Origin of the sequence: Tamlana sp. 2_MG-2023 (assembly GCF_030548465.1) — a bacterium.
GTDB lineage: Bacteria > Bacteroidota > Bacteroidia > Flavobacteriales > Flavobacteriaceae > Pseudotamlana.
Genome location: NZ_JAUOSF010000002.1, coordinates 33,279 through 50,599 on the forward strand (window position 1 = coordinate 33,279; position 17,321 = coordinate 50,599).

Annotated in this window: 19 protein-coding genes and 1 tRNA gene; 10 read left to right on the forward strand and 10 right to left on the reverse strand. The window is 33.6% G+C overall.

Annotated elements, in window-relative coordinates; genetic code table 11:
- Nucleotides 1-59: 59 nt before the first annotated feature.
- The 7 genes from corA to Q4566_RS03205 all read right to left on the reverse strand — a co-directional run bounded on the left by corA (nucleotide 60) and on the right by Q4566_RS03205 (nucleotide 5,785).
- Nucleotides 60-1,136: a magnesium/cobalt transporter CorA gene (corA, locus tag Q4566_RS03175; RefSeq protein ID WP_303418188.1), complete on the reverse strand. Its 1,077-nt coding sequence runs from the start codon at nucleotides 1,134-1,136 to the stop codon at nucleotides 60-62.
- A 32-nt stretch (nucleotides 1,137-1,168) separates the two neighbouring features.
- Entirely contained in the window at nucleotides 1,169-1,720 is a 552-nt protein-coding gene (locus Q4566_RS03180; RefSeq protein ID WP_303418190.1) for a mechanosensitive ion channel domain-containing protein, read from the reverse strand.
- 62 nt (nucleotides 1,721-1,782) lie between these two features.
- Nucleotides 1,783-2,739, reverse strand: a complete 957-nt coding sequence (locus Q4566_RS03185) for a septum formation inhibitor Maf (protein ID WP_303418192.1) — start codon at nucleotides 2,737-2,739, stop codon at nucleotides 1,783-1,785.
- A gap of 28 nt (nucleotides 2,740-2,767) precedes the next feature.
- The gene (locus Q4566_RS03190) at nucleotides 2,768-3,361 is read right to left on the reverse strand and encodes a Maf-like protein (protein ID WP_303418194.1); all 594 of its coding nucleotides are present in this window, start codon (nucleotides 3,359-3,361) and stop codon (nucleotides 2,768-2,770) included.
- The gene (locus tag Q4566_RS03195; protein ID WP_368506626.1) at nucleotides 3,361-4,290 is read right to left on the reverse strand and encodes a geranylgeranylglycerol-phosphate geranylgeranyltransferase; all 930 of its coding nucleotides are present in this window, start codon (nucleotides 4,288-4,290) and stop codon (nucleotides 3,361-3,363) included. Before Q4566_RS03195 ends, Q4566_RS03190 begins: the two co-directional genes overlap by 1 nt.
- 216 nt (nucleotides 4,291-4,506) lie before the next feature.
- Entirely contained in the window at nucleotides 4,507-5,037 is a 531-nt protein-coding gene (locus Q4566_RS03200; RefSeq protein ID WP_303418196.1) for an HAD family hydrolase, read from the reverse strand.
- Nucleotides 5,018-5,785: a Rossmann-like and DUF2520 domain-containing protein gene (locus Q4566_RS03205; protein ID WP_303418198.1), complete on the reverse strand. Its 768-nt coding sequence runs from the start codon at nucleotides 5,783-5,785 to the stop codon at nucleotides 5,018-5,020. The genes Q4566_RS03200 and Q4566_RS03205 overlap by 20 nt, the downstream gene beginning before the upstream one ends.
- Nucleotides 5,786-5,842: 57 nt before the next feature.
- Here Q4566_RS03205 and Q4566_RS03210 point away from each other — a divergent pair, with 57 nt between their 5' ends.
- The 3 genes from Q4566_RS03210 to Q4566_RS03220 all read left to right on the forward strand — a co-directional run bounded on the left by Q4566_RS03210 (nucleotide 5,843) and on the right by Q4566_RS03220 (nucleotide 10,116).
- Entirely contained in the window at nucleotides 5,843-6,238 is a 396-nt protein-coding gene (locus Q4566_RS03210) for a group III truncated hemoglobin (RefSeq protein WP_303418200.1), read from the forward strand.
- Between the two features lie 190 nt (nucleotides 6,239-6,428).
- Nucleotides 6,429-9,632, forward strand: a complete 3,204-nt coding sequence (gene ccsA, locus Q4566_RS03215) for a cytochrome c biogenesis protein (protein WP_303418202.1) — start codon at nucleotides 6,429-6,431, stop codon at nucleotides 9,630-9,632.
- A 73-nt stretch (nucleotides 9,633-9,705) separates the two neighbouring features.
- Nucleotides 9,706-10,116, forward strand: coding sequence for a DM13 domain-containing protein (locus Q4566_RS03220; RefSeq protein ID WP_303418204.1), 411 nt, complete (start codon nucleotides 9,706-9,708; stop codon nucleotides 10,114-10,116).
- On the opposite strand, the gene Q4566_RS03225 is transcribed toward Q4566_RS03220, so the two are convergent.
- Together Q4566_RS03225 and Q4566_RS03230 are read right to left on the reverse strand one after the other, a co-directional pair.
- Entirely contained in the window at nucleotides 10,113-10,829 is a 717-nt protein-coding gene (locus Q4566_RS03225) for a DUF3307 domain-containing protein (RefSeq protein WP_303418206.1), read from the reverse strand. The two genes, Q4566_RS03220 and Q4566_RS03225, sit on opposite strands and share 4 nt — an antisense overlap.
- Nucleotides 10,823-11,425, reverse strand: a complete 603-nt coding sequence (locus Q4566_RS03230; protein ID WP_303418207.1) for a SatD family protein — start codon at nucleotides 11,423-11,425, stop codon at nucleotides 10,823-10,825. Before Q4566_RS03230 ends, Q4566_RS03225 begins: the two co-directional genes overlap by 7 nt.
- A 227-nt stretch (nucleotides 11,426-11,652) precedes the next feature.
- Here Q4566_RS03230 and mscL point away from each other — a divergent pair, with 227 nt between their 5' ends.
- Nucleotides 11,653-12,096 carry a large conductance mechanosensitive channel protein MscL gene (gene mscL / locus Q4566_RS03235; RefSeq protein ID WP_303418209.1) on the forward strand — a complete coding sequence of 148 codons (444 nt, stop codon included), beginning with the start codon at nucleotides 11,653-11,655 and terminating at the stop codon, nucleotides 12,094-12,096.
- A 60-nt stretch (nucleotides 12,097-12,156) separates the two neighbouring features.
- Entirely contained in the window at nucleotides 12,157-12,321 is a 165-nt protein-coding gene (locus tag Q4566_RS03240) for a hypothetical protein (protein ID WP_216068535.1), read from the forward strand.
- Here the strand turns inward: Q4566_RS03240 and Q4566_RS03245 are convergent.
- Nucleotides 12,318-12,974 carry an HAD family phosphatase gene (locus Q4566_RS03245; RefSeq protein WP_303418212.1) on the reverse strand — a complete coding sequence of 219 codons (657 nt, stop codon included), beginning with the start codon at nucleotides 12,972-12,974 and terminating at the stop codon, nucleotides 12,318-12,320. The two genes, Q4566_RS03240 and Q4566_RS03245, sit on opposite strands and share 4 nt — an antisense overlap.
- A 224-nt stretch (nucleotides 12,975-13,198) precedes the next feature.
- On the opposite strand from Q4566_RS03245, the gene rlmF reads away from it, so the two are divergent.
- The 5 genes from rlmF to Q4566_RS03270 all read left to right on the forward strand — a co-directional run bounded on the left by rlmF (nucleotide 13,199) and on the right by Q4566_RS03270 (nucleotide 17,320).
- Complete coding sequence (gene rlmF, locus Q4566_RS03250; protein ID WP_303419250.1) at nucleotides 13,199-14,077, forward strand: 23S rRNA (adenine(1618)-N(6))-methyltransferase RlmF; 879 nt, start codon at nucleotides 13,199-13,201, stop codon at nucleotides 14,075-14,077.
- A gap of 107 nt (nucleotides 14,078-14,184) precedes the next feature.
- Nucleotides 14,185-14,901, forward strand: coding sequence for a bacillithiol biosynthesis deacetylase BshB1 (gene bshB1 / locus Q4566_RS03255; protein WP_303418214.1), 717 nt, complete (start codon nucleotides 14,185-14,187; stop codon nucleotides 14,899-14,901).
- A 114-nt stretch (nucleotides 14,902-15,015) separates the two neighbouring features.
- Nucleotides 15,016-15,091 (forward strand) — tRNA-His (locus tag Q4566_RS03260).
- A gap of 156 nt (nucleotides 15,092-15,247) precedes the next feature.
- The gene (locus Q4566_RS03265) at nucleotides 15,248-16,141 is read left to right on the forward strand and encodes a MerR family transcriptional regulator (RefSeq protein WP_303418215.1); all 894 of its coding nucleotides are present in this window, start codon (nucleotides 15,248-15,250) and stop codon (nucleotides 16,139-16,141) included.
- Between the two features lie 207 nt (nucleotides 16,142-16,348).
- Nucleotides 16,349-17,320: a fasciclin domain-containing protein gene (locus tag Q4566_RS03270; RefSeq protein ID WP_303418217.1), complete on the forward strand. Its 972-nt coding sequence runs from the start codon at nucleotides 16,349-16,351 to the stop codon at nucleotides 17,318-17,320.
- Nucleotide 17,321 lies beyond the last annotated feature (1 nt).

The following is a 17,321-nucleotide window of genomic DNA, read 5'->3' on the forward strand; positions in this document are numbered from 1 at the left end:
TTAACGGTTTGGAAAGGTCATTTGAATATTGAAAAGGGCTCATCAAATTTGATTGAAACCTACAACCACTTTTTTCGCTTAAAATAGTATAGCATACCCAGGAACATGGCAATCATGACCCCCCAAACCACAAAATAACCATATTTAAAATTGAGTTCCGGCATGTATTGAAAATTCATCCCATAAATGCCTGCAATAAAAGTTAGAGGAATAAATATGGACGCCATAATGGTAAGCACTTTCATGACTTCATTCATTTTGTTGCTAATGCTTGTCATGTACATATCCATTAAACTGGCAGCCATTTCGCGATTGATATCTATGCTTTCGGAGACTTGAATTAAATGGTCGTAAATATCTCTAAAAAAGGTAACTGTTTTTTTCTCGATAAGCGGATTTTCATTTTTATCAATTTTCACAAGCATCTCACGAAGAGGAAAAATAGCACGTCGCATTCTTAAAATTTCATGCTTTAAATCACGAATATGTCTACTCGTGTCATCATTAACATTTCCTGTAAAAATATCGCCTTCAAAATTTTCAACTTTTTCACCTAAAACTTCAATTACTGTAAAGTAGTGATCTACAATGGCATCAATTAATATATAAAGTAGATAATCTGAACCTAAAGATCGGGCTCTTCCTTTTCCTGCTTTTATTCGCGCTCTAACAGCATCAAATACATCACCTTCCGATTCTTGAAAGGTAAGCACATAATTTTTTCCCAAAACAAAACTAACCTGTTCGGAAACAATATTTTCTTCATCATCGTCGGTATGATAAAGCATTTTTAGCACGACAAAAATATAGTCGCCATAATCGTCAAGTTTTGGACGCTGTGAAATACTAACAATATCCTCGATAACTAAGGGGTGCAAGTTAAAGTGATTTCCTAAAGCAGTAATGGCATCTACATGGTTTAATCCGTTTAGGTTAACCCATGTCACAGAGTCGGAATTTTTAAAATTATAACTCTCTTCAACCGAGTTCAATTCAGTTATATTACAGTGTTGTTGATTGTAATCAAAGGCTTCAATAAATAGTTTCTCCTTAGCGCGTTCTCCAGTGTAAATTGGGCTTCCAGGCGCTTGTCCTACTTTCTTTTTAGAATGTTGTCTTTTTGTTTTTTTAGCCATGAAAATAAAATGATTATAAATATAATGATTAATTAAACGGCATCACCGTCATCTTCATGAGGTTTAACAATAGCGTCTTTCTTTATTAGTGTCACAGCTTTTTGAAGCATTAAATTATTTGGATAGGTTACTAAGTTGCCATTATCTAAACGCAAATGCAATTGAAAAGCTCTAATATCTTCAATAATAGCAGTTATAGGAAAATCATGATCATGGATTTCTATTTTATCACCAACTTTATAAGGAAAGTTGAAAAACATGATAATCCCAGAAGTTACATTACTTAAGATTGACCAAATAGCAAAAAGGCCAATACCTATAACGGCAAAAATAGAAGAGAAAACAACTGCTAGTTCTTTAAATTCTGCACCAAAAACAAAAGCTTCAAGAAGTAAACCCACAATTAAAAAATTTACGGAAACGTAACGACGCATTAATCGTATTCTAGCATCATTAATACCGTTTTTTCGAGCCACTTTGGTAATTGTAAAGTTTACGATAGAACGTAAAACGAGTAGTGCGATAATAATAATCCCAGAAATAATGAGTTCATTTTGGTAAACTTCGTGAAATTTTATAAGCATAAAAGTAGATGTTTATTATAGTTCAAAGATACATTCTATAAGGTAAATTGCCATTGGTATTTCTAATCTAAAAGCAGAGATGCTCTTAATTTTTCATTTTCATTGTTGTTCTTTTTCCAATAAGCAGATTTGATGGTTTTTAGCTTTGTCGCCTTTGTAGTAAGTATATTTGCATTCTGTCCAAAACCACTTTTAAAGCTTTCTTCCCAGCTTAAAATGTCAAAAGGAAATTCAGGGTTAAATGTGATGCTTAGGGTACGATTCAATTCGGGATAATGTATAGAATACGTGCTTTTATTTAAAGAAGCTGTTGCTTGAAACGCCTTGAGTGGTACATGTTTTAATCGGGTAAACTCTAAGGATGGAATAATTTTTAGTTCACCTACCGGTAAGGATTTAGGGTCGATACGTAACTGTGTCCACAGCTCGTTTTCTAAAACGGTTTTACGAAGGTTGAATTTTTCATCGGCTTCACCTTCAAAATAGGAATGTGAAGTGATTTCAAATTGCGCTCGGTTATTTAATTGTGCATAAACGTGACCGCACCATTCTTGTATAGAATTTGAAACTTTTAAAGCATGTTGATTATTCGAAATGGGGTAGAAGACACTCTGCATTATGGAATACGGATAAATACCAGTGTTAAAGTTTTTCGTAGCATTCAGTTTTAAAATAGGAACATTTTCAGCATTTTGATGGTCTGCTTTAACTTGTTTTTGAGGTAGGAAATCTTCGGTAACAAAAATTAAAACCGCAGAGCCTTCACGAATTTCCCCGTATCGGGCTTGTTCGAGCTTGTAAGATGAAATTTCAGCTTCACCCGCATACCAGTATTTTTTGAATTCTGAAGATAATATTGTTTTTTGTTTTTTAGCTTCAGTTTTTACTTCAGTAGTGTTTTCAGAAATAGAAGTAGTTGAAGTTGTTTTAGTAGACTCTGATTGGTTGCAAGAAAATATAAAACCACACAGTATGAAGCTTACAAAACAGATCTGTTTTTTAACTAAAATTTTTCCCATAATAACTTTTAGCCCTAAAGTTAAGAAGTTATTTTCCTTCCGCAATAGCGTTTAATGTTTTATAAACAAGATGAACGGGAAGGCCCATCACATTAAAATAGGAACCTTCAATTTTAGTAACGCCTATTTGGCCAATCCAATCTTGAATGCCGTAGGCGCCAGCCTTATCGAATGGTTTGTCGTGTTCTATGTAATAATTAATTTCTTCATCGCTTAAGGGCTTAAACGTCACTTTTGTAATATTATATAGTGTTTTTTCGAAGGTTGTCGTTGTAAAACACACTGAAGTAATCACTTCATGGGTCGTATTACTTAAAGATTTTAGGATGTTGAAGGCCTCTTGAGCATCTACGGGTTTACCTAAGGCTTTACTGTCATGCCAAACGATGGTGTCGCTTGTGATTAGGATGTCGTTAGGTTGAAGTTCCGCTTTAAAAGGCAGGGCTTTGAGCTGAGACAAATAGTTGCTAATTTCAAAATGTGTTAACCTTGGCGGATATTCTTCCTTTACGGGTTTCAAACGAATTTCGAAATCAAGATCTAAATTTTTAAAGAATTCTTGTCTTCTTGGCGAACCAGAAGCTAATATTATATGGTGGTTTTTTAAGCGGTCTTTAATCATCAATTTAGAATTACAAACTTGTATAAAAGTAAGGAAAGCATTCCGAAAAGCATGACTAGCTTATAAATATTACTCAAATGATGAAAATCCTTTTTTGCACTTGCTGAAAATGTTTTTATTAGAATATAAATGAGTGGTGCTAATACGAAAATTAAAAAGTATATAACCGCAATTTGTTGTTTGTATAAAACTGAAGTTACATAATATATAATAGCAACTAGCGGAACAAAATTTAAAGCGATTAATATGTTTTTTGTGCGTTCTCTTCCAAGCGCGATTGGCAAGGTATTCATGCCAGCATTATAATCACCATCAATATCTTCAAGGTCTTTAGCGATTTCGCGTAATAAATTAATCATGAAAGCAAAGACGGCGTAGTCCCAAATGACCTTAAAAAAAGTTAATTGTGTAGCTCTGTTTTCGGGTGACATTTCTGGTAGTAAGTCAAAAACCCCAACAATAAGGATACTTGAAGCAACGAGTATTGAAATAACTAAATTACCAATTAAAAGTGTTTGTTTTAAAGTCGTGGCGTAAACATAAAGTAAAGCTGATATTAAAACAAAAATGGTGAAAAATGGCGCTTTGTCAACAAGGTGTGACAAATAAAAACCAAGGCTAACACCGATTAAATTTAAAGCTATAAAAAGGTTGTAAGCTGCTTTTTCTGAGATGGTTTTACCAACAATAATTCTATCTGGTTTATTAACGAAATCCGTTTCAATATCATAAATATCGTTAATCACATTTCCCGCAGCAGCAATGCAAATTGTAGCAAGTGCTAAAAGTGAGATTCCGAAAAAATCTAAAGTGGTTTCAACCCCAAAAGGCTCCAAAAGGGCATATTTAATAAGGAACTGCACCAAGGCAATCATGCAGAGGTTTTTCCAGCGTATTAGGTTTAGTATGGCGGTTAGGTAGTTAATAATTAATAATTAAAAGTGAAAAATGAATAATTAAAGTTAGAGGTTAAATATTAGATGTTAAAAGTCAAAAGTTAAATATAAAAAGTTAGAAGTTAACTCTGAAGTTGAAATTTTGAGTTTTCAGTTACACGATTAAACAAATAAACATTTCTTTAGTCAAGAGTCAAGAGTCAAGAGTCAAGAGTCAAAAGTCAAAGGTCAACAGTCAACAGTCAAACCCTAATCGTACTTTGCTGAAAAATTACCACTCCATTTACTTTGCACTTTTAGTACTTGTTCAATAACATCACGAACAGCACCTTCGCCTCCTTTTTTATGTGAAATATATTTTGAAATGTTTTTTATTTCAGGAACAGCGTCCTGTGGGCAACATGGTAGACCAATAATTTGCATCACGGGATAATCTGGAATATCATCGCCCATGTATAGCACATTTTCTGAAGTAATGTTCTTTTTTGCGAAATAATCTTGAAGCTGCTCAATTTTATTATGAGCACCTAAATAAATATCGGTAATGCCTAAGCCTTTTAAACGAATACGAACGCCTTCATTGGAACCTCCTGAAATAATACAAACATTATATCCTTTGTCTACAGCTGTTTTTAAAGCATAACCATCCTTAATATTCATGGTTCTAAGCATCTCGCCAGTAGTGGTAATTGTAACAGATCCGTCGGTTAAAACTCCATCCACATCAAAAATAAAAGTGGTAATATGCTCTAAATATTCTTTATAACTTTTTTCTTCCATGTGTGCTTTGAATTGAATCGGTTAAGAGTTTGTAAATGTCTTTATGTTCTTGCTTTTTAAGCAGTTTTAAATGTTTTTTAATGGTTTTTTTGTCGTTTCGTTTTGCTGGTCCCGTTTGTGCTTTAAATGGCGACATGTCTTGCACTTTTTTGGCTGTTTCCATAATAAGTGGTTTCAGCATATCGAATTCGGCGCCTTCACTTTCGGTAATTTCATGACCAACACGATACAGCTGGTTGGTGAAATTGTTTACAAATACCGCTGCTAAGTGTAAAACGCGGCGTTGATCACTATTTACCCGTCTGGTTGGGCTTCCTAAGCTTTGGGCCACTTGTTTTAATAACGGATAACTCTTTTTATTTATCGTTTCTATGCAAATAGGCACGTTAGCAAAATCGATATTGGCATCTTTACTAAAAGTTTGTAAAGGATAAAGTACTCCACGTTTATGTTTTTTATCCAAATCGTACACACTCACACTTCCTGAAGTATGAACGACAAGCTTGTTTTCAAAAGTTAATTTTGAAGAAAGTTCACTAATCACATCGTCGCTAACAGCGAAAATATAAATATCGGCATCTTTTAATGTGTCTAAAGAATCGGTTATTTCAACCTGATTACTATAAGGTTTTATAGTTTCTAAATTTCTGTTATACCATTGAATTACAGAAACTTCTTTAGAGGAATTAAATGCTTTGAATAGGTGAGTGGCTACATTGCCTGCGCCAAGAATTATTACTGAAATCATGTGGCTAAATTAAGCATTCTTGGCATATTTAAAAACCAATTAGGCTATCTTTGTGATATGGATAAAAAAGATATTAAAACAAGAGAGGATGTGTTTTTACTAGTATCCTCATTTTATGATGCCATTCGTGCCGACGAAGAATTAGGACCATTTTTTAATAATCTTATTACAGATTGGGAGGCTCATATTGAAAAATTAACCACTTTTTGGGAAGCAAGTTTATTTCTGAAAACCAAATATAAAGGCGATCCTTTACAAGCGCATATCAAAGTAGATCAGGAGAATAACAACGTGATAAATGAACGCCATTTCGGACTCTGGTTAAACCTCTGGTTTAAAACTATTGATGATCTTTTTGAGGGTGATTACGCTCAAAATGCTAAACACCGTGCTAGAAAAATGGGCACGTTTTTATATATGAAAATATTTGAAGCGAGACAAAAGGAGCATTAATTATGAGCAATCATTTGTATGAAATCTTAAGGTGCTTGATTCTCTTGTATTTATGGTATTCTTTGTAATTCGGTGACTGCTTAAAGTTTATTTTGTTCCTCGTAAACTCTTTTTTCTTTTTTGAAGACTTTAACAATTTGAGTAAACTTAAATCCTTAAATTTGCGCGACCTCAAAAAAGGCTAACAATCATGCAAAAAAAACTCGCCAACATTTTCTTTTCGACCAAACTAACTGCTGTTCTATTTATTGTATTTGCCGCGACCATGGCAGTCGGAACTTTTTTAGATGCCGGACAAGAAACATCACCTACACCGTACACCAGAAATTTAATTTATAATGCTTGGTGGTTTGAAGCAATTATGGTGTTTTTCATCATTAATTTTATTGGAAATGTGTTCCGTTATAGACTTTATAAAAAGGAAAAATGGGCAACTTTTATACTACATGTATCTTTCATTTTCATCTTGTTAGGTGCTTTCATTACACGTTATGCAAGTTTTGAAGGCATGATGGCTATTCGAGAAGGTGCTACAGAGAACACCTTTCTTTCTGCAAAAACATATGTTACGGCTTATATAGATGGCGATTACGAAGTGGATGGTGTGCCGCAACGTTTGGCTACCGAGCGTGAAGTTGATTTTTCAGGGCGTATGGAAAATCATTTTGAAATTGATACCAAATACAATCAGCAACCTGTAAAAATTGAATTAGAAAATTTTATTGTTGGTGCTGAAGAAGATATTATTCCGAGTGAAAACGGTGAAGAATACCTTAAAATTGTTGAAGCTGGAAGTAACGGTCCGCACAACCATTTCTTAAAAGTTGGCGAAGTGCAAAGTGTTCACGGCATTCTTCTAGCCTTGAATAAACCAACAGATGGCGCTATCAATATTACTTATAAAAACGACGAGTTAACCATCAATTCGCCTTTTGAAGGTGAATACATGACTATGGCAACCATGGCACAAGGTAAATTGGTTAAAGATAGTTTACAGCCTCTAATTTTACGATCAAGATACGTTATTGGAAACATGCAAATGGTGTTCCCTAAACCTGTCGTTAAGGGGGAATTTGATCTGGTTGAAGGTTCAGCACTTTTAAAAAACAGCGCTACCGATGGTGTGAAATTACGTGTAACATCAAACGGAGAATCTAAAACCGTTGGTGTTTTAGGAAACAAGGGAAGTAGTGGTACGTTTAAACAAATTAATGTTGGCGGCTTAGATATCGCTTTAAAATATGGTTCAAAAGTATTAGAATTACCATTTTCTATAAAATTAAATGATTTTGAAGCCGAGCGTTACCCAGGTACCGAGCGTGGTTACTCAGCATATTCAAGTGAGGTTACTGTTATAGATGAAACACAAGACGATTACGATTATAAAATTTATATGAATAATATTTTAGATCATGGTGGTTACCGCTTTTTTCAATCGAGCTTCGATCCTGATGAAAAAGGAACCATTCTTTCTGTAAACCATGATTATTGGGGAACTTTAATCACTTACATTGGTTATTTCATGCTTTATTTTGGCATGTTAGCTATTTTATTCAGCAAGCATTCTCGTTTCGGTGATTTAAGACGCCAATTAGAAAAGGTTAAAGCTAAGAAAGCGAAGTTGTTGACGGTTTTAGTGCTGTGTTTTGGTTTAACTGCCGTTGCTCAAGATCATGGTCATGGCGAACATTCTGCCGATGATGGTCACAATCATTCTAAACCAACAAAAGAACAAATAGATTCTATACTTCATAAAAACATCACACCTAAAGAACACGCTAGTAAGTTTGGAAATTTAGTGATTCAGGATTTAAGTGGAAGAATGATGCCTGTGAATACTTATGCTTCAGAAATGTTGCGTAAGTTGAGTAAAAGTGATACTTATGAAGATTTTGATGCCAACCAAGTCTTTCTTTCTATTCAAGAGAGCCCGATGTTGTGGTATAATGTGCCTATCATTTATTTGAAACCTCAAAAAGGAGATTCTATCAGGCATTTAATTGGTGCTCCAAAAGAAGCCAAATATGTGGCTTTAGCAGATTTCTTTTCTGAAAGAGGCGAATACAGGTTAGCCCCGTTTTTAGATGAAGCATATAAAGCTCAGGTTCCAAACGGATTTCAAAAGGAATTTAAAGAAACCGATCAGCGTGTAAGTTTGCTTTACAATGCCATTGAAGGGATGTCTTTAAAAATATTCCCGATTCCAGATGATGCCAATAATAAGTGGATTTCTAATTATGATTACACACAAGATATTACTGTTATTAATGATGAACTTTACAATAATTTTGTAAAAAACGGCTTCAGAACTTATTTAATGACATTAAATCAAGCTAAAAAAACTGGCGATTATAAGGAAGCTGAAAAACTTTTAACAGCCTTCAAAAAAACGCAGCACCGTTATGGTGGAGAAGTGATGCTTAGTGATGATAAGATTAAAACCGAAGTACTTTACAATAAATACGACATCTTTAAAAAGTTGTTTAGCTGGTATTTGTACGCAGGAACGTTTATGTTTATTCTGCTTATTGTTCAAATTTTTAACGAGAAGCGTAAAGGCGTAAACTTAGGCGTAAATATTTTTAAATATATCATTTTCGCACTTTTCTTATTACATACAGCTGGTTTAATTGTTAGGTGGTATATTTCTGGTCACGCGCCTTGGAGTGATGCTTATGAGTCTATGATTTATGTCGCTTGGGCAACCATGTTATTTGGAATTATCTTTGGTAGAAAAAGTGATTTAACTATTGCTTCAACAGCATTTGTAACATCAATGATCTTAATGATTGCGCATTGGAACTGGATGGATCCAGCAATTGCGAACTTACAACCTGTTTTAAACAGTTACTGGTTAATGATACACGTTGCGGTTATTGTAGCGAGTTACGGGCCGTTTACCTTAGGTATGATTTTAGGAATCGTATCCTTATTTCTTATGATTTTCACGAACAAGTCCAATAAAGTTAAAATGGACTTAAACATAAAAGAGTTAACAGTAATTACCGAAATGGCTTTAACCGTTGGCTTAGTGATGTTAACTATTGGAAACTTCCTTGGGGGTATGTGGGCTAACGAAAGTTGGGGACGCTACTGGGGTTGGGATCCTAAAGAAACTTGGGCGCTTATTAGTATCATGATTTATGCTTTTGTAATACACATGCGCTTGGTGCCTGGTCTTCGCGGACGATGGATTTTCAACTTACTTTCCATTGTGGCCTTTGCAAGTATTATCATGACTTATTTTGGAGTGAATTTCTATTTAGCAGGACTGCACAGTTATGCTAGTGGTGATCAAATTGTAAGTGTGAAGTTTATCGCTATCGCTTGTGTTTTAGTGGCTATACTAGGGTTTTTCTCTTACCGCGGTTATGCGAAATACTATAAAAAGTAATTTTATGAAAATTTAGTGTAAAGTTTGAAGCTTTTTCCGACCTATATAGGAATCTAACCTTATACTAAATTATATGAAAACCTATTTTTTACTTTTTTTAAGCGTCATTTGTTTTACAGCTTGTTCATCTGATAATGATGATAGCCCTATGGATACCACTGATGATGATGTTATGGAAAGCACTTATAGTGGCACGTTTGTTTCAGTAGCCCATCCAACTGAGGGTACAGCATTCGTAAATGAAGATAAAACTACATTAAAACTCAGTAATTTTAAATCGGATGATGGTCCTTTATTAGAACTGTATTTAACAACCGACGAGACAGCTAAAGAGTTTATTACTTTAGGAGGGTTGAAGGGGTTAGATGGTAATTATGAATATACTTTGCCTGAAAACGTAGACCTTTCTATTTATAAATATGTGATGGTTTGGTGTGTAGATTTTGACGTTAATTTTGGTCACGCTATATTAAAAATGGATTAGATCGTATCTAATATATAATTATAACCCAAAGCAAAAAAAATAGCAAGGCCGAAGCTTAACAGCGTACCAATTAAAACGTATTCTGTTAATTTTCGGTCTTTTGCTTTTGATAAATCTCCAAAACGAAATACCGATTTTGCGGCAATTAAAAAGCCTACACCTTCCCAATGGTTCGTGATGATGAACATAAATACAAATAAACGTTCTAGAATGCCTATGTAAGCCCCCGCATCTTTAAGTGACGATTCATTGTCGAAATCTCGTAAATCCCACTTCGATATGATGGTTTTCATAATTACCGAAGCCACTTGAGTTATGCAGATGAAACTGGTTATAAATAAGAGTGTTTTTGTTTCAAATAGAAAGTTTAAACTTAGGTTGTAAGGTTCGTAAATACATACCACAAGGGCTATGATTATAAAGTGAGCCAATTGATCCAGTGCGAATAAAAGTCGGTTGTTAACCTGTTTTTTTAGACTAAGTTTTAAAAGGTCAATGATATAATGAGAAGCAACAATAATCAAAATGCCTGCCCAGTAGTTAAAGTTGAATTGCAGAACAGCAATTAGTGCTAAAAAATGCACTAAAACATGCCAATACAGGAATTTCGATTTGTGTTTGTGTTTTTCTTTATGTTTTACCCATTTGGTTGGTTGACATAAAAAATCGCCAATTAGGTGTGCTAAAATCAATTTGAGGGCTAGAATTAGCATAAGGTTTGTATTTGAGTTTTATAGTAGTTTAGTAATTTAGAAAGTTCGTCCAGACCAGCACGTTTTAAGCCTTGGCTAATGTTTCCTTGTGTTTTTCCTAATGTTTCGGCCAGTTCACTCTGTGTAAATTCAGGATGTTCTAAAGTGGTTTTTATTAATGAAGCTGAAGTGCTAGACCAATGGTTTATGGTAAGTTGTGCTAATTCTAGCATGATATTTATCTGAATGTCAAAATTTGCGAAAGGTGATTTTATGGCTAAAGTCGTTTTTTTTAAATCTTCAAAACATTCACCTGAATTCACAAAAGCTTCTCCGTTAGATTCTGTAATTTTTTCTGAAACAAAAGATTTTTCACCAATGCCAATCGCGAGTCTAACATCAATATTTTTAAATTGTTTTATCGTCGCTTTTATGAGTATACAAGCTTGTAGAGCGTCTTGTGGCGTAACTTCTAACTGAAAGCTGTCACCTCGATAAATTTCCCAGGTAGCAGGTGTGTTACCAAAATGATTTAGAATAGATTTAAGAGATTCTAACCAGTTTTTTGGTGAACTTTCTTTGGAGTTAATGATATCGCCTGTAATGATGCTTGTCATATATTTGAAAACTAATAGATTATCAAATGTATTCTTTTTTATTTGAAAGAAAAAATTATTAGTTAATTAACTAATAAAAACAATTATTAGTTTTTAAGCTAATATTGTTAAATATAATCATTAAAGCTAATATTTTAATGTCTCGAATTTCTCGTCCTGTTTGTATTTAGCCACTAATATCTTTACCTTTAAAATAAAAATGTTATTAATTAGTAAAAAAAGAACGTATGAAGTTAATTAAAGAATTTAAAGAGTTTGCTGTAAAAGGGAACATGATTGACATGGCTATCGGTATTATTATCGGTACTTCTTTTAATAAAGTGATAGATGTTTTAGTAAAACAAGTATTTTTGCCGCCACTATCAGTATTAACTGAAGGCGTAAATTTTGAAGATAAAAAAATCATCCTTGAAGATGCTGTTTTAGATGCTTCGGGAGCTGTGACAAAAGCTGAAATAGCCATTGGTTATGGTGCCTTTTGTGAAGTTGTAATTGATTTTTTAATCGTAGGGTTTACTGTATTTCTTGTTGTAAAGGTTATGAATAGACTAAGAAGAAAAGCACACGACTCTAAAGATAAAACAGTTGTTACGCCTAAAGATATTGAGCTTTTAACCAAGATAACAACACTCATAGAGGAACAAAACAGCTTATTAAAAACTAAAGAGTAATACCGTTTAATACCAGTAATTTCGGTTGGTAAATGGTTTAGAATCCTTTCTAAAAGAATTATGGCAAAAACAGGACGTGAAAAAAACACAAAAAATAAAGCAAAACACTCCAGATTAATGGAGAAAAAGCAGAATAAGAAAAAGGAAGAAGAAGCAAACAGAAAAGCGCGCCTAAAAGCGATTATTCAAAAAGCCAATGCTGAAAAAGAAAATGGTCAAGCTTAAAAGTGCTCGACCATTTTTTTATATGTAATATCTTTAAAATCTGAAACCACCAAATCGGCTAGAGTATAATCTTGGTTTTTTGAATGAAAACTATCGTAGCCCACACAAAAAAGATTGGCGCCTTTGGCAGCTTTTATCCCATTGGTAGAATCTTCAATAACAAAACATTCTTCGTTTTTAAAGCCTGTAGCATCTGCAGATTTAATAAAAATTTCAGGATGTGGTTTCGACTCTTTTAAATCACCACCACTAAATTTAGCAGAGAAATACTGGTGTAATTCAAAGCGATCAAAAATTTGATTGATACTTGTCATGGCTGCCGATGAGCCTAAAACAAGCGTTAAACCATTGCTGTGGTAATCTTTTATTAAATCTAACACACCATCAATAAGTCCCAAAGTTGAGTTGTGCTCAAAAAAATGTTTAAAATGTTTGCGCTTCAGCTGTACTAAAGTTTCAGGGGCTTCTTCTAATTTAAAATGATCGCAAAGTTTTTTGCAAATGTTTATGGTAGATTGTCCTGTAAAAGACTGATAAAGTTCAGGAGAAACATCAATACCAACTTCATCAAACATATCGTGATAGGCTTGGTTATGCATGGGCTCACTATCAATAATAACCCCGTCCATATCAAAAATAACTGCTTTTAACATCTTAATTTTTTTTCAAATATACTAAGATTAAATAGCTTATTTAAACGCTCTTTTGGAAAATTAACGGACACACTTCCGCGAAAGCGAAACACTAATATTTATATTTTATCAGATAAATAAAATGCACAAAACCGGAAATAAGCCGTTTTAGAACCGAAATTATTTTGACCTTTGTAACTTACAAGAATTATACGAGTTAATTCTATCATTCAAATTGAAGCATTATCAAAACAAATTCAAATTTTCATAATAAGAATAAGCATAAATCAGGTTATGATTTAGACGCTTTAAGAGATGTGTTTCCGGAGTTGGAGGCTTATGTTTTCGAAAATAAATACGGAACACAAACTATAGATTTTGCAAATCCGAAAGCGGTAAAAGCCTTAAATACGGCATTGTTATTTCAGCATTACAACATTAAATATTGGGAGTTCGCAGACACAAATTTATGTCCGCCTATTCCTGGTCGTGTAGATTATATCCATCATATCGCGAGTTTACTAGCCAAATCTGATACAAAAGAACCCATTAAGGTTATAGATATAGGTACAGGTGCGAGTTGTATTTATCCTATTTTGGGGCAAGCCGAATATGGTTGGCATTTTGTAGGTACCGATATTGATAAAAAATCGTTAGAATACGCTCAAATAATCGTTGATAAAAATGATTTAGGAGCGGTTATTGAATTGAGGAAACAAGAAGCTGCTTCTTTAATTTTTAAAGGGGTGATTAATGAAAACGATCAATTTTCAGTTTCTATATGTAATCCGCCATTTTTTAAGTCGGAAGAGGAAGCCTTGGAAGCTACAGAAAGAAAACTAAAAGGGTTGAACAAAGCAGGAGGTAAGCCCGTTAGAAATTTCTCTGGTACACAAAATGAATTGTGGTACAAAGGCGGTGAGAAAGCTTTTCTTCATAATTATCTTTATGAAAGTTCACTGTTTAAAGAACAATGCAAATGGTTTACAACCTTAGTTTCTAAAAAAGATTTGGTAAAGGGTATGCGTGTTTCGTTGAAAAAGTTAGGTGCTACAGATGTTAAAATCATTCCAATGGGACAAGGGAATAAGGTTTCTAGAATTTTAGCGTGGACGTTTGAGTAGCTTTTTGCTTTGATTTATTTGAAAGGAATGCTTTAATTTTAAGACTGTTTTTTTAGCAAGATCATTGAAATTAAAGATTATTAATTTGTGATTATAAATACAAATACATGAAATTAGATATTCTAGCCATTGGCGCGCATCCAGATGATGTTGAATTAGGCTGTGGGGCAACCATTGCCAAAGAAGTTGCTCATGGTAAAAAAGTTGGTATTGTTGATTTAACAAGAGGTGAGCTAGGTACTAGAGGCACAGCTGAAACTAGAAAAGTTGAAGCCACAGACGCTGCAGATATATTAGGTGTTGCAGTAAGAGAAAATTTAGGATTTGCTGATGCTTTTTTTGTAAACGATAAAGATCATCAATTGGAAATCATTAAAATGATTAGAAAATACAAGCCAGATATGGTGTTGTGTAATGCCATTGATGATCGCCACATTGATCATGGTAAAGCAAGTAAATTAGTTAGTGATGCTTGTTTTTTAAGCGGATTAACTAAAATAGAAACCACCTACGATGGGTTTTTACAAGAGCAATGGCGTCCAAAATTTGTATACCACTATATACAATGGAAAAATATTGAACCAGACGTTGTAGTTGATGTTTCTGGGTTTATTGATAAAAAGATGGAAGCCGTGTTAGCGTATAAAACCCAATTCTTTAATCCGAGTATTAAAGGGCCTGAAACACCAATTTCTAGCGCGAACTTTACTGATAGCGTCATTTATAGAGCTAGAGACCTTGGTAGGTTAGTAGGCGTAGAGCATGCCGAAGGTTTTACAGTCGAGCGTTACCCTGCAATTGATAGTTTGTTCGATTTAAAGTAGTTAGCTTTTTGGATAAAATTTTTTTTAAATTTTGTGTAAAATTTTTAAAAAAGTCTTTGCTGATAACGCTTAAAACGTTTACATTTGCACACGCATTACAAAATGCAGTTACACGGTGGTTGTAGCTCAGTTGGTTAGAGCATTGGTTTGTGGTACCAAGGGTCGCCGGTTCGAATCCGGTCTTCCACCCAAAAGTAAAAGCCTTTCAATTTTTTGAAAGGCTTTTTTTGTGCTTGGATTTTACTTTAAAAAATATCCGTTTTTGAGATATTTATAAAGATCTGGTTCAAAAAATGTTATAAATCTATTTTAAATCTTAACTTTGTTTATTAAAAATGATATTTAGTTGAACAATATTAAAAAAGATTTTACGATTAAAGATCTTGAGAATCTCTCAGGAATAAAAGCACATACCATTCGTATTTGGGAGAAAAGGTATAACCTATTATCACCCCAAAGAACAGACACCAACATTAGGCATTATTCTTCAGAAAGCTTACAGAAATTATTAAATGTCGCTTTACTTAATAAGAACAATTATAAGATCTCTAAAATAGCTGAGATGTCTGATGAAACCATAAAGGTGAAGTCTAGGGAGCTTGCTATTAAGACAGCTACCAGTGATGAAGCTATAAACGCTTTTAAGTTATCTATGTTTGAGTTTGATAAAGTGTTGTTTAACAGTACTTATAATAAATTACTTCATAAGAAAACCTTCCGTGAAATCTTCAAAGATGTGTTTGTGCCTTTTCTAGATCATATTGGTTTATTATGGCAAACTGAAACACTAATCCCTGCACACGAGCATTTTATATCTAATTTAATCTCTCAAAAAATTCAGATTAATATTGATATTTTAGAATCTACGGTATTAAATTCTAATTCGATTTATGTGTTGTTTTTACCCGATAATGAAATCCATGAACTGGGATTAATGTTCTTAAATTATGAATTAACTTTAAGAGGGCATCGTACCATTTATCTCGGACAAAGTTTACCATTAAATAATTTAGATTACTTTTTTGAGTGTGAAGACGCCATTAGTTTCGTGACTTCTTTAACTGTTCAGCCATATGATGATAAGGTGGTAGATTATTTTAGAACATTAGAGTCGGCATTAAAAGATACTAAGCATAATTTAATAGCCTTTGGTAAAAAAACTAGCCTTGTAAATGATCTACAATTTGAAGGCAATATCGCTATATATCCATCACTTCTTGAGCTGTTAAAAACACTATAATTTATTTTTTAAAATAATTTTGTTTAACTTTTTGTTGTTTTGTTTAGACAAAATATATACCTTTGAATATGTTTTGTTGGTCAAGACATATTTTTTTGTCCAATCTAAAATTGTTTAATCTTTTTTATATTTAATTAAACAAAAGTCTAGGTTACCCAAAATAGACTATAAAAAATAGAGTAGGTTTTAATTAAAAAATAAAATACCATGCTAATTAAAAAACAGATTTCCACAATTGCAATGTGCTTATTATTAAGTTTTAGCTTTTTAACATCATGTAGTAGTGATGATGATGGTAATGAAGAGCCCATGTCGAACACCATAGTAGATCTAGCTGTTGCAACACCAGATTTAAGCATTTTAGTTGCAGCTTTGGAGCGCGCAGATTTAGTGGATGCATTAAATGGAGATGGACCTTTTACTGTATTTGCGCCTAATAATGCTGCATTTCAAGATTTATTAGATTCTAACCCAGATTGGGATGGATTAGACGATATTCCAGTGTCAACTTTAAAATCGGTGTTACTATTTCATGTTTTGAATGCTGAAGTTATGGCTTCCGATTTATCGGACACCTATGTGAAAACCATGGCTATGGGACCGAATGACGAGGCTTTATCGTTACAAGTAGAAACTACTGGAGCAGTAGAGTTTAATGGAGATTCTAAACCTATCACTACTGATATTGAAGCTTCTAATGGTGTGATTCATACCATTGATAAAGTGATGCTTCCTCCAAATATTGTAACACTGGCCTTAAATAATGCAGGTTTTTCAACTCTTGTAGCTGCTTTAACAGATAGCAGACATACCACAGATTTTGTATCTGTACTTTCAGGAAACGGTCCGTTTACGGTTTTTGCACCAACAAATGATGCTTTTCAGGCTTTATTAGATTCTAATGCGGCATGGAATGGATTAGGAGATATTCCAATAGCAACTTTAGACGCTGTTTTAAAATATCATGTCGTTAATGGTGCTAATGTTCAATCTGATCAATTGTCTAACGGAGATATTACGATGTTAAGTGGAGGTATGATTACTATAGATTTATCTAGTGGTGCGCAAATCATGACATCAAGTGGTCAAACAGTTGATATTATTGTTGGTGATGCTACTAGTGATGTGCAAGGAACAAATGGTGTTATTCATGCAGTAAATATGGTGCTTTTACCGTAAT

Coding starts and splice junctions, on each gene's coding strand:
- corA (WP_303418188.1), bottom strand. CDS start 1,136: ATGGCTAAAAAAACAAAAAGACAACATTCTAAAAAGAAAGTAGGACAA.
- Q4566_RS03180 (WP_303418190.1), bottom strand. CDS start 1,720: ATGCTTATAAAATTTCACGAAGTTTACCAAAATGAACTCATTATTTCT.
- Q4566_RS03185 (WP_303418192.1), bottom strand. CDS start 2,739: ATGGGAAAAATTTTAGTTAAAAAACAGATCTGTTTTGTAAGCTTCATA.
- Q4566_RS03190 (WP_303418194.1), bottom strand. CDS start 3,361: ATGATTAAAGACCGCTTAAAAAACCACCATATAATATTAGCTTCTGGT.
- Q4566_RS03200 (WP_303418196.1), bottom strand. CDS start 5,037: ATGGAAGAAAAAAGTTATAAAGAATATTTAGAGCATATTACCACTTTT.
- Q4566_RS03205 (WP_303418198.1), bottom strand. CDS start 5,785: ATGATTTCAGTAATAATTCTTGGCGCAGGCAATGTAGCCACTCACCTA.
- Q4566_RS03210 (WP_303418200.1), top strand. CDS start 5,843: ATGGATAAAAAAGATATTAAAACAAGAGAGGATGTGTTTTTACTAGTA.
- ccsA (WP_303418202.1), top strand. CDS start 6,429: ATGCAAAAAAAACTCGCCAACATTTTCTTTTCGACCAAACTAACTGCT.
- Q4566_RS03220 (WP_303418204.1), top strand. CDS start 9,706: ATGAAAACCTATTTTTTACTTTTTTTAAGCGTCATTTGTTTTACAGCT.
- Q4566_RS03225 (WP_303418206.1), bottom strand. CDS start 10,829: ATGCTAATTCTAGCCCTCAAATTGATTTTAGCACACCTAATTGGCGAT.
- Q4566_RS03230 (WP_303418207.1), bottom strand. CDS start 11,425: ATGACAAGCATCATTACAGGCGATATCATTAACTCCAAAGAAAGTTCA.
- mscL (WP_303418209.1), top strand. CDS start 11,653: ATGAAGTTAATTAAAGAATTTAAAGAGTTTGCTGTAAAAGGGAACATG.
- Q4566_RS03240 (WP_216068535.1), top strand. CDS start 12,157: ATGGCAAAAACAGGACGTGAAAAAAACACAAAAAATAAAGCAAAACAC.
- Q4566_RS03245 (WP_303418212.1), bottom strand. CDS start 12,974: ATGTTAAAAGCAGTTATTTTTGATATGGACGGGGTTATTATTGATAGT.
- bshB1 (WP_303418214.1), top strand. CDS start 14,185: ATGAAATTAGATATTCTAGCCATTGGCGCGCATCCAGATGATGTTGAA.
- Q4566_RS03270 (WP_303418217.1), top strand. CDS start 16,349: ATGCTAATTAAAAAACAGATTTCCACAATTGCAATGTGCTTATTATTA.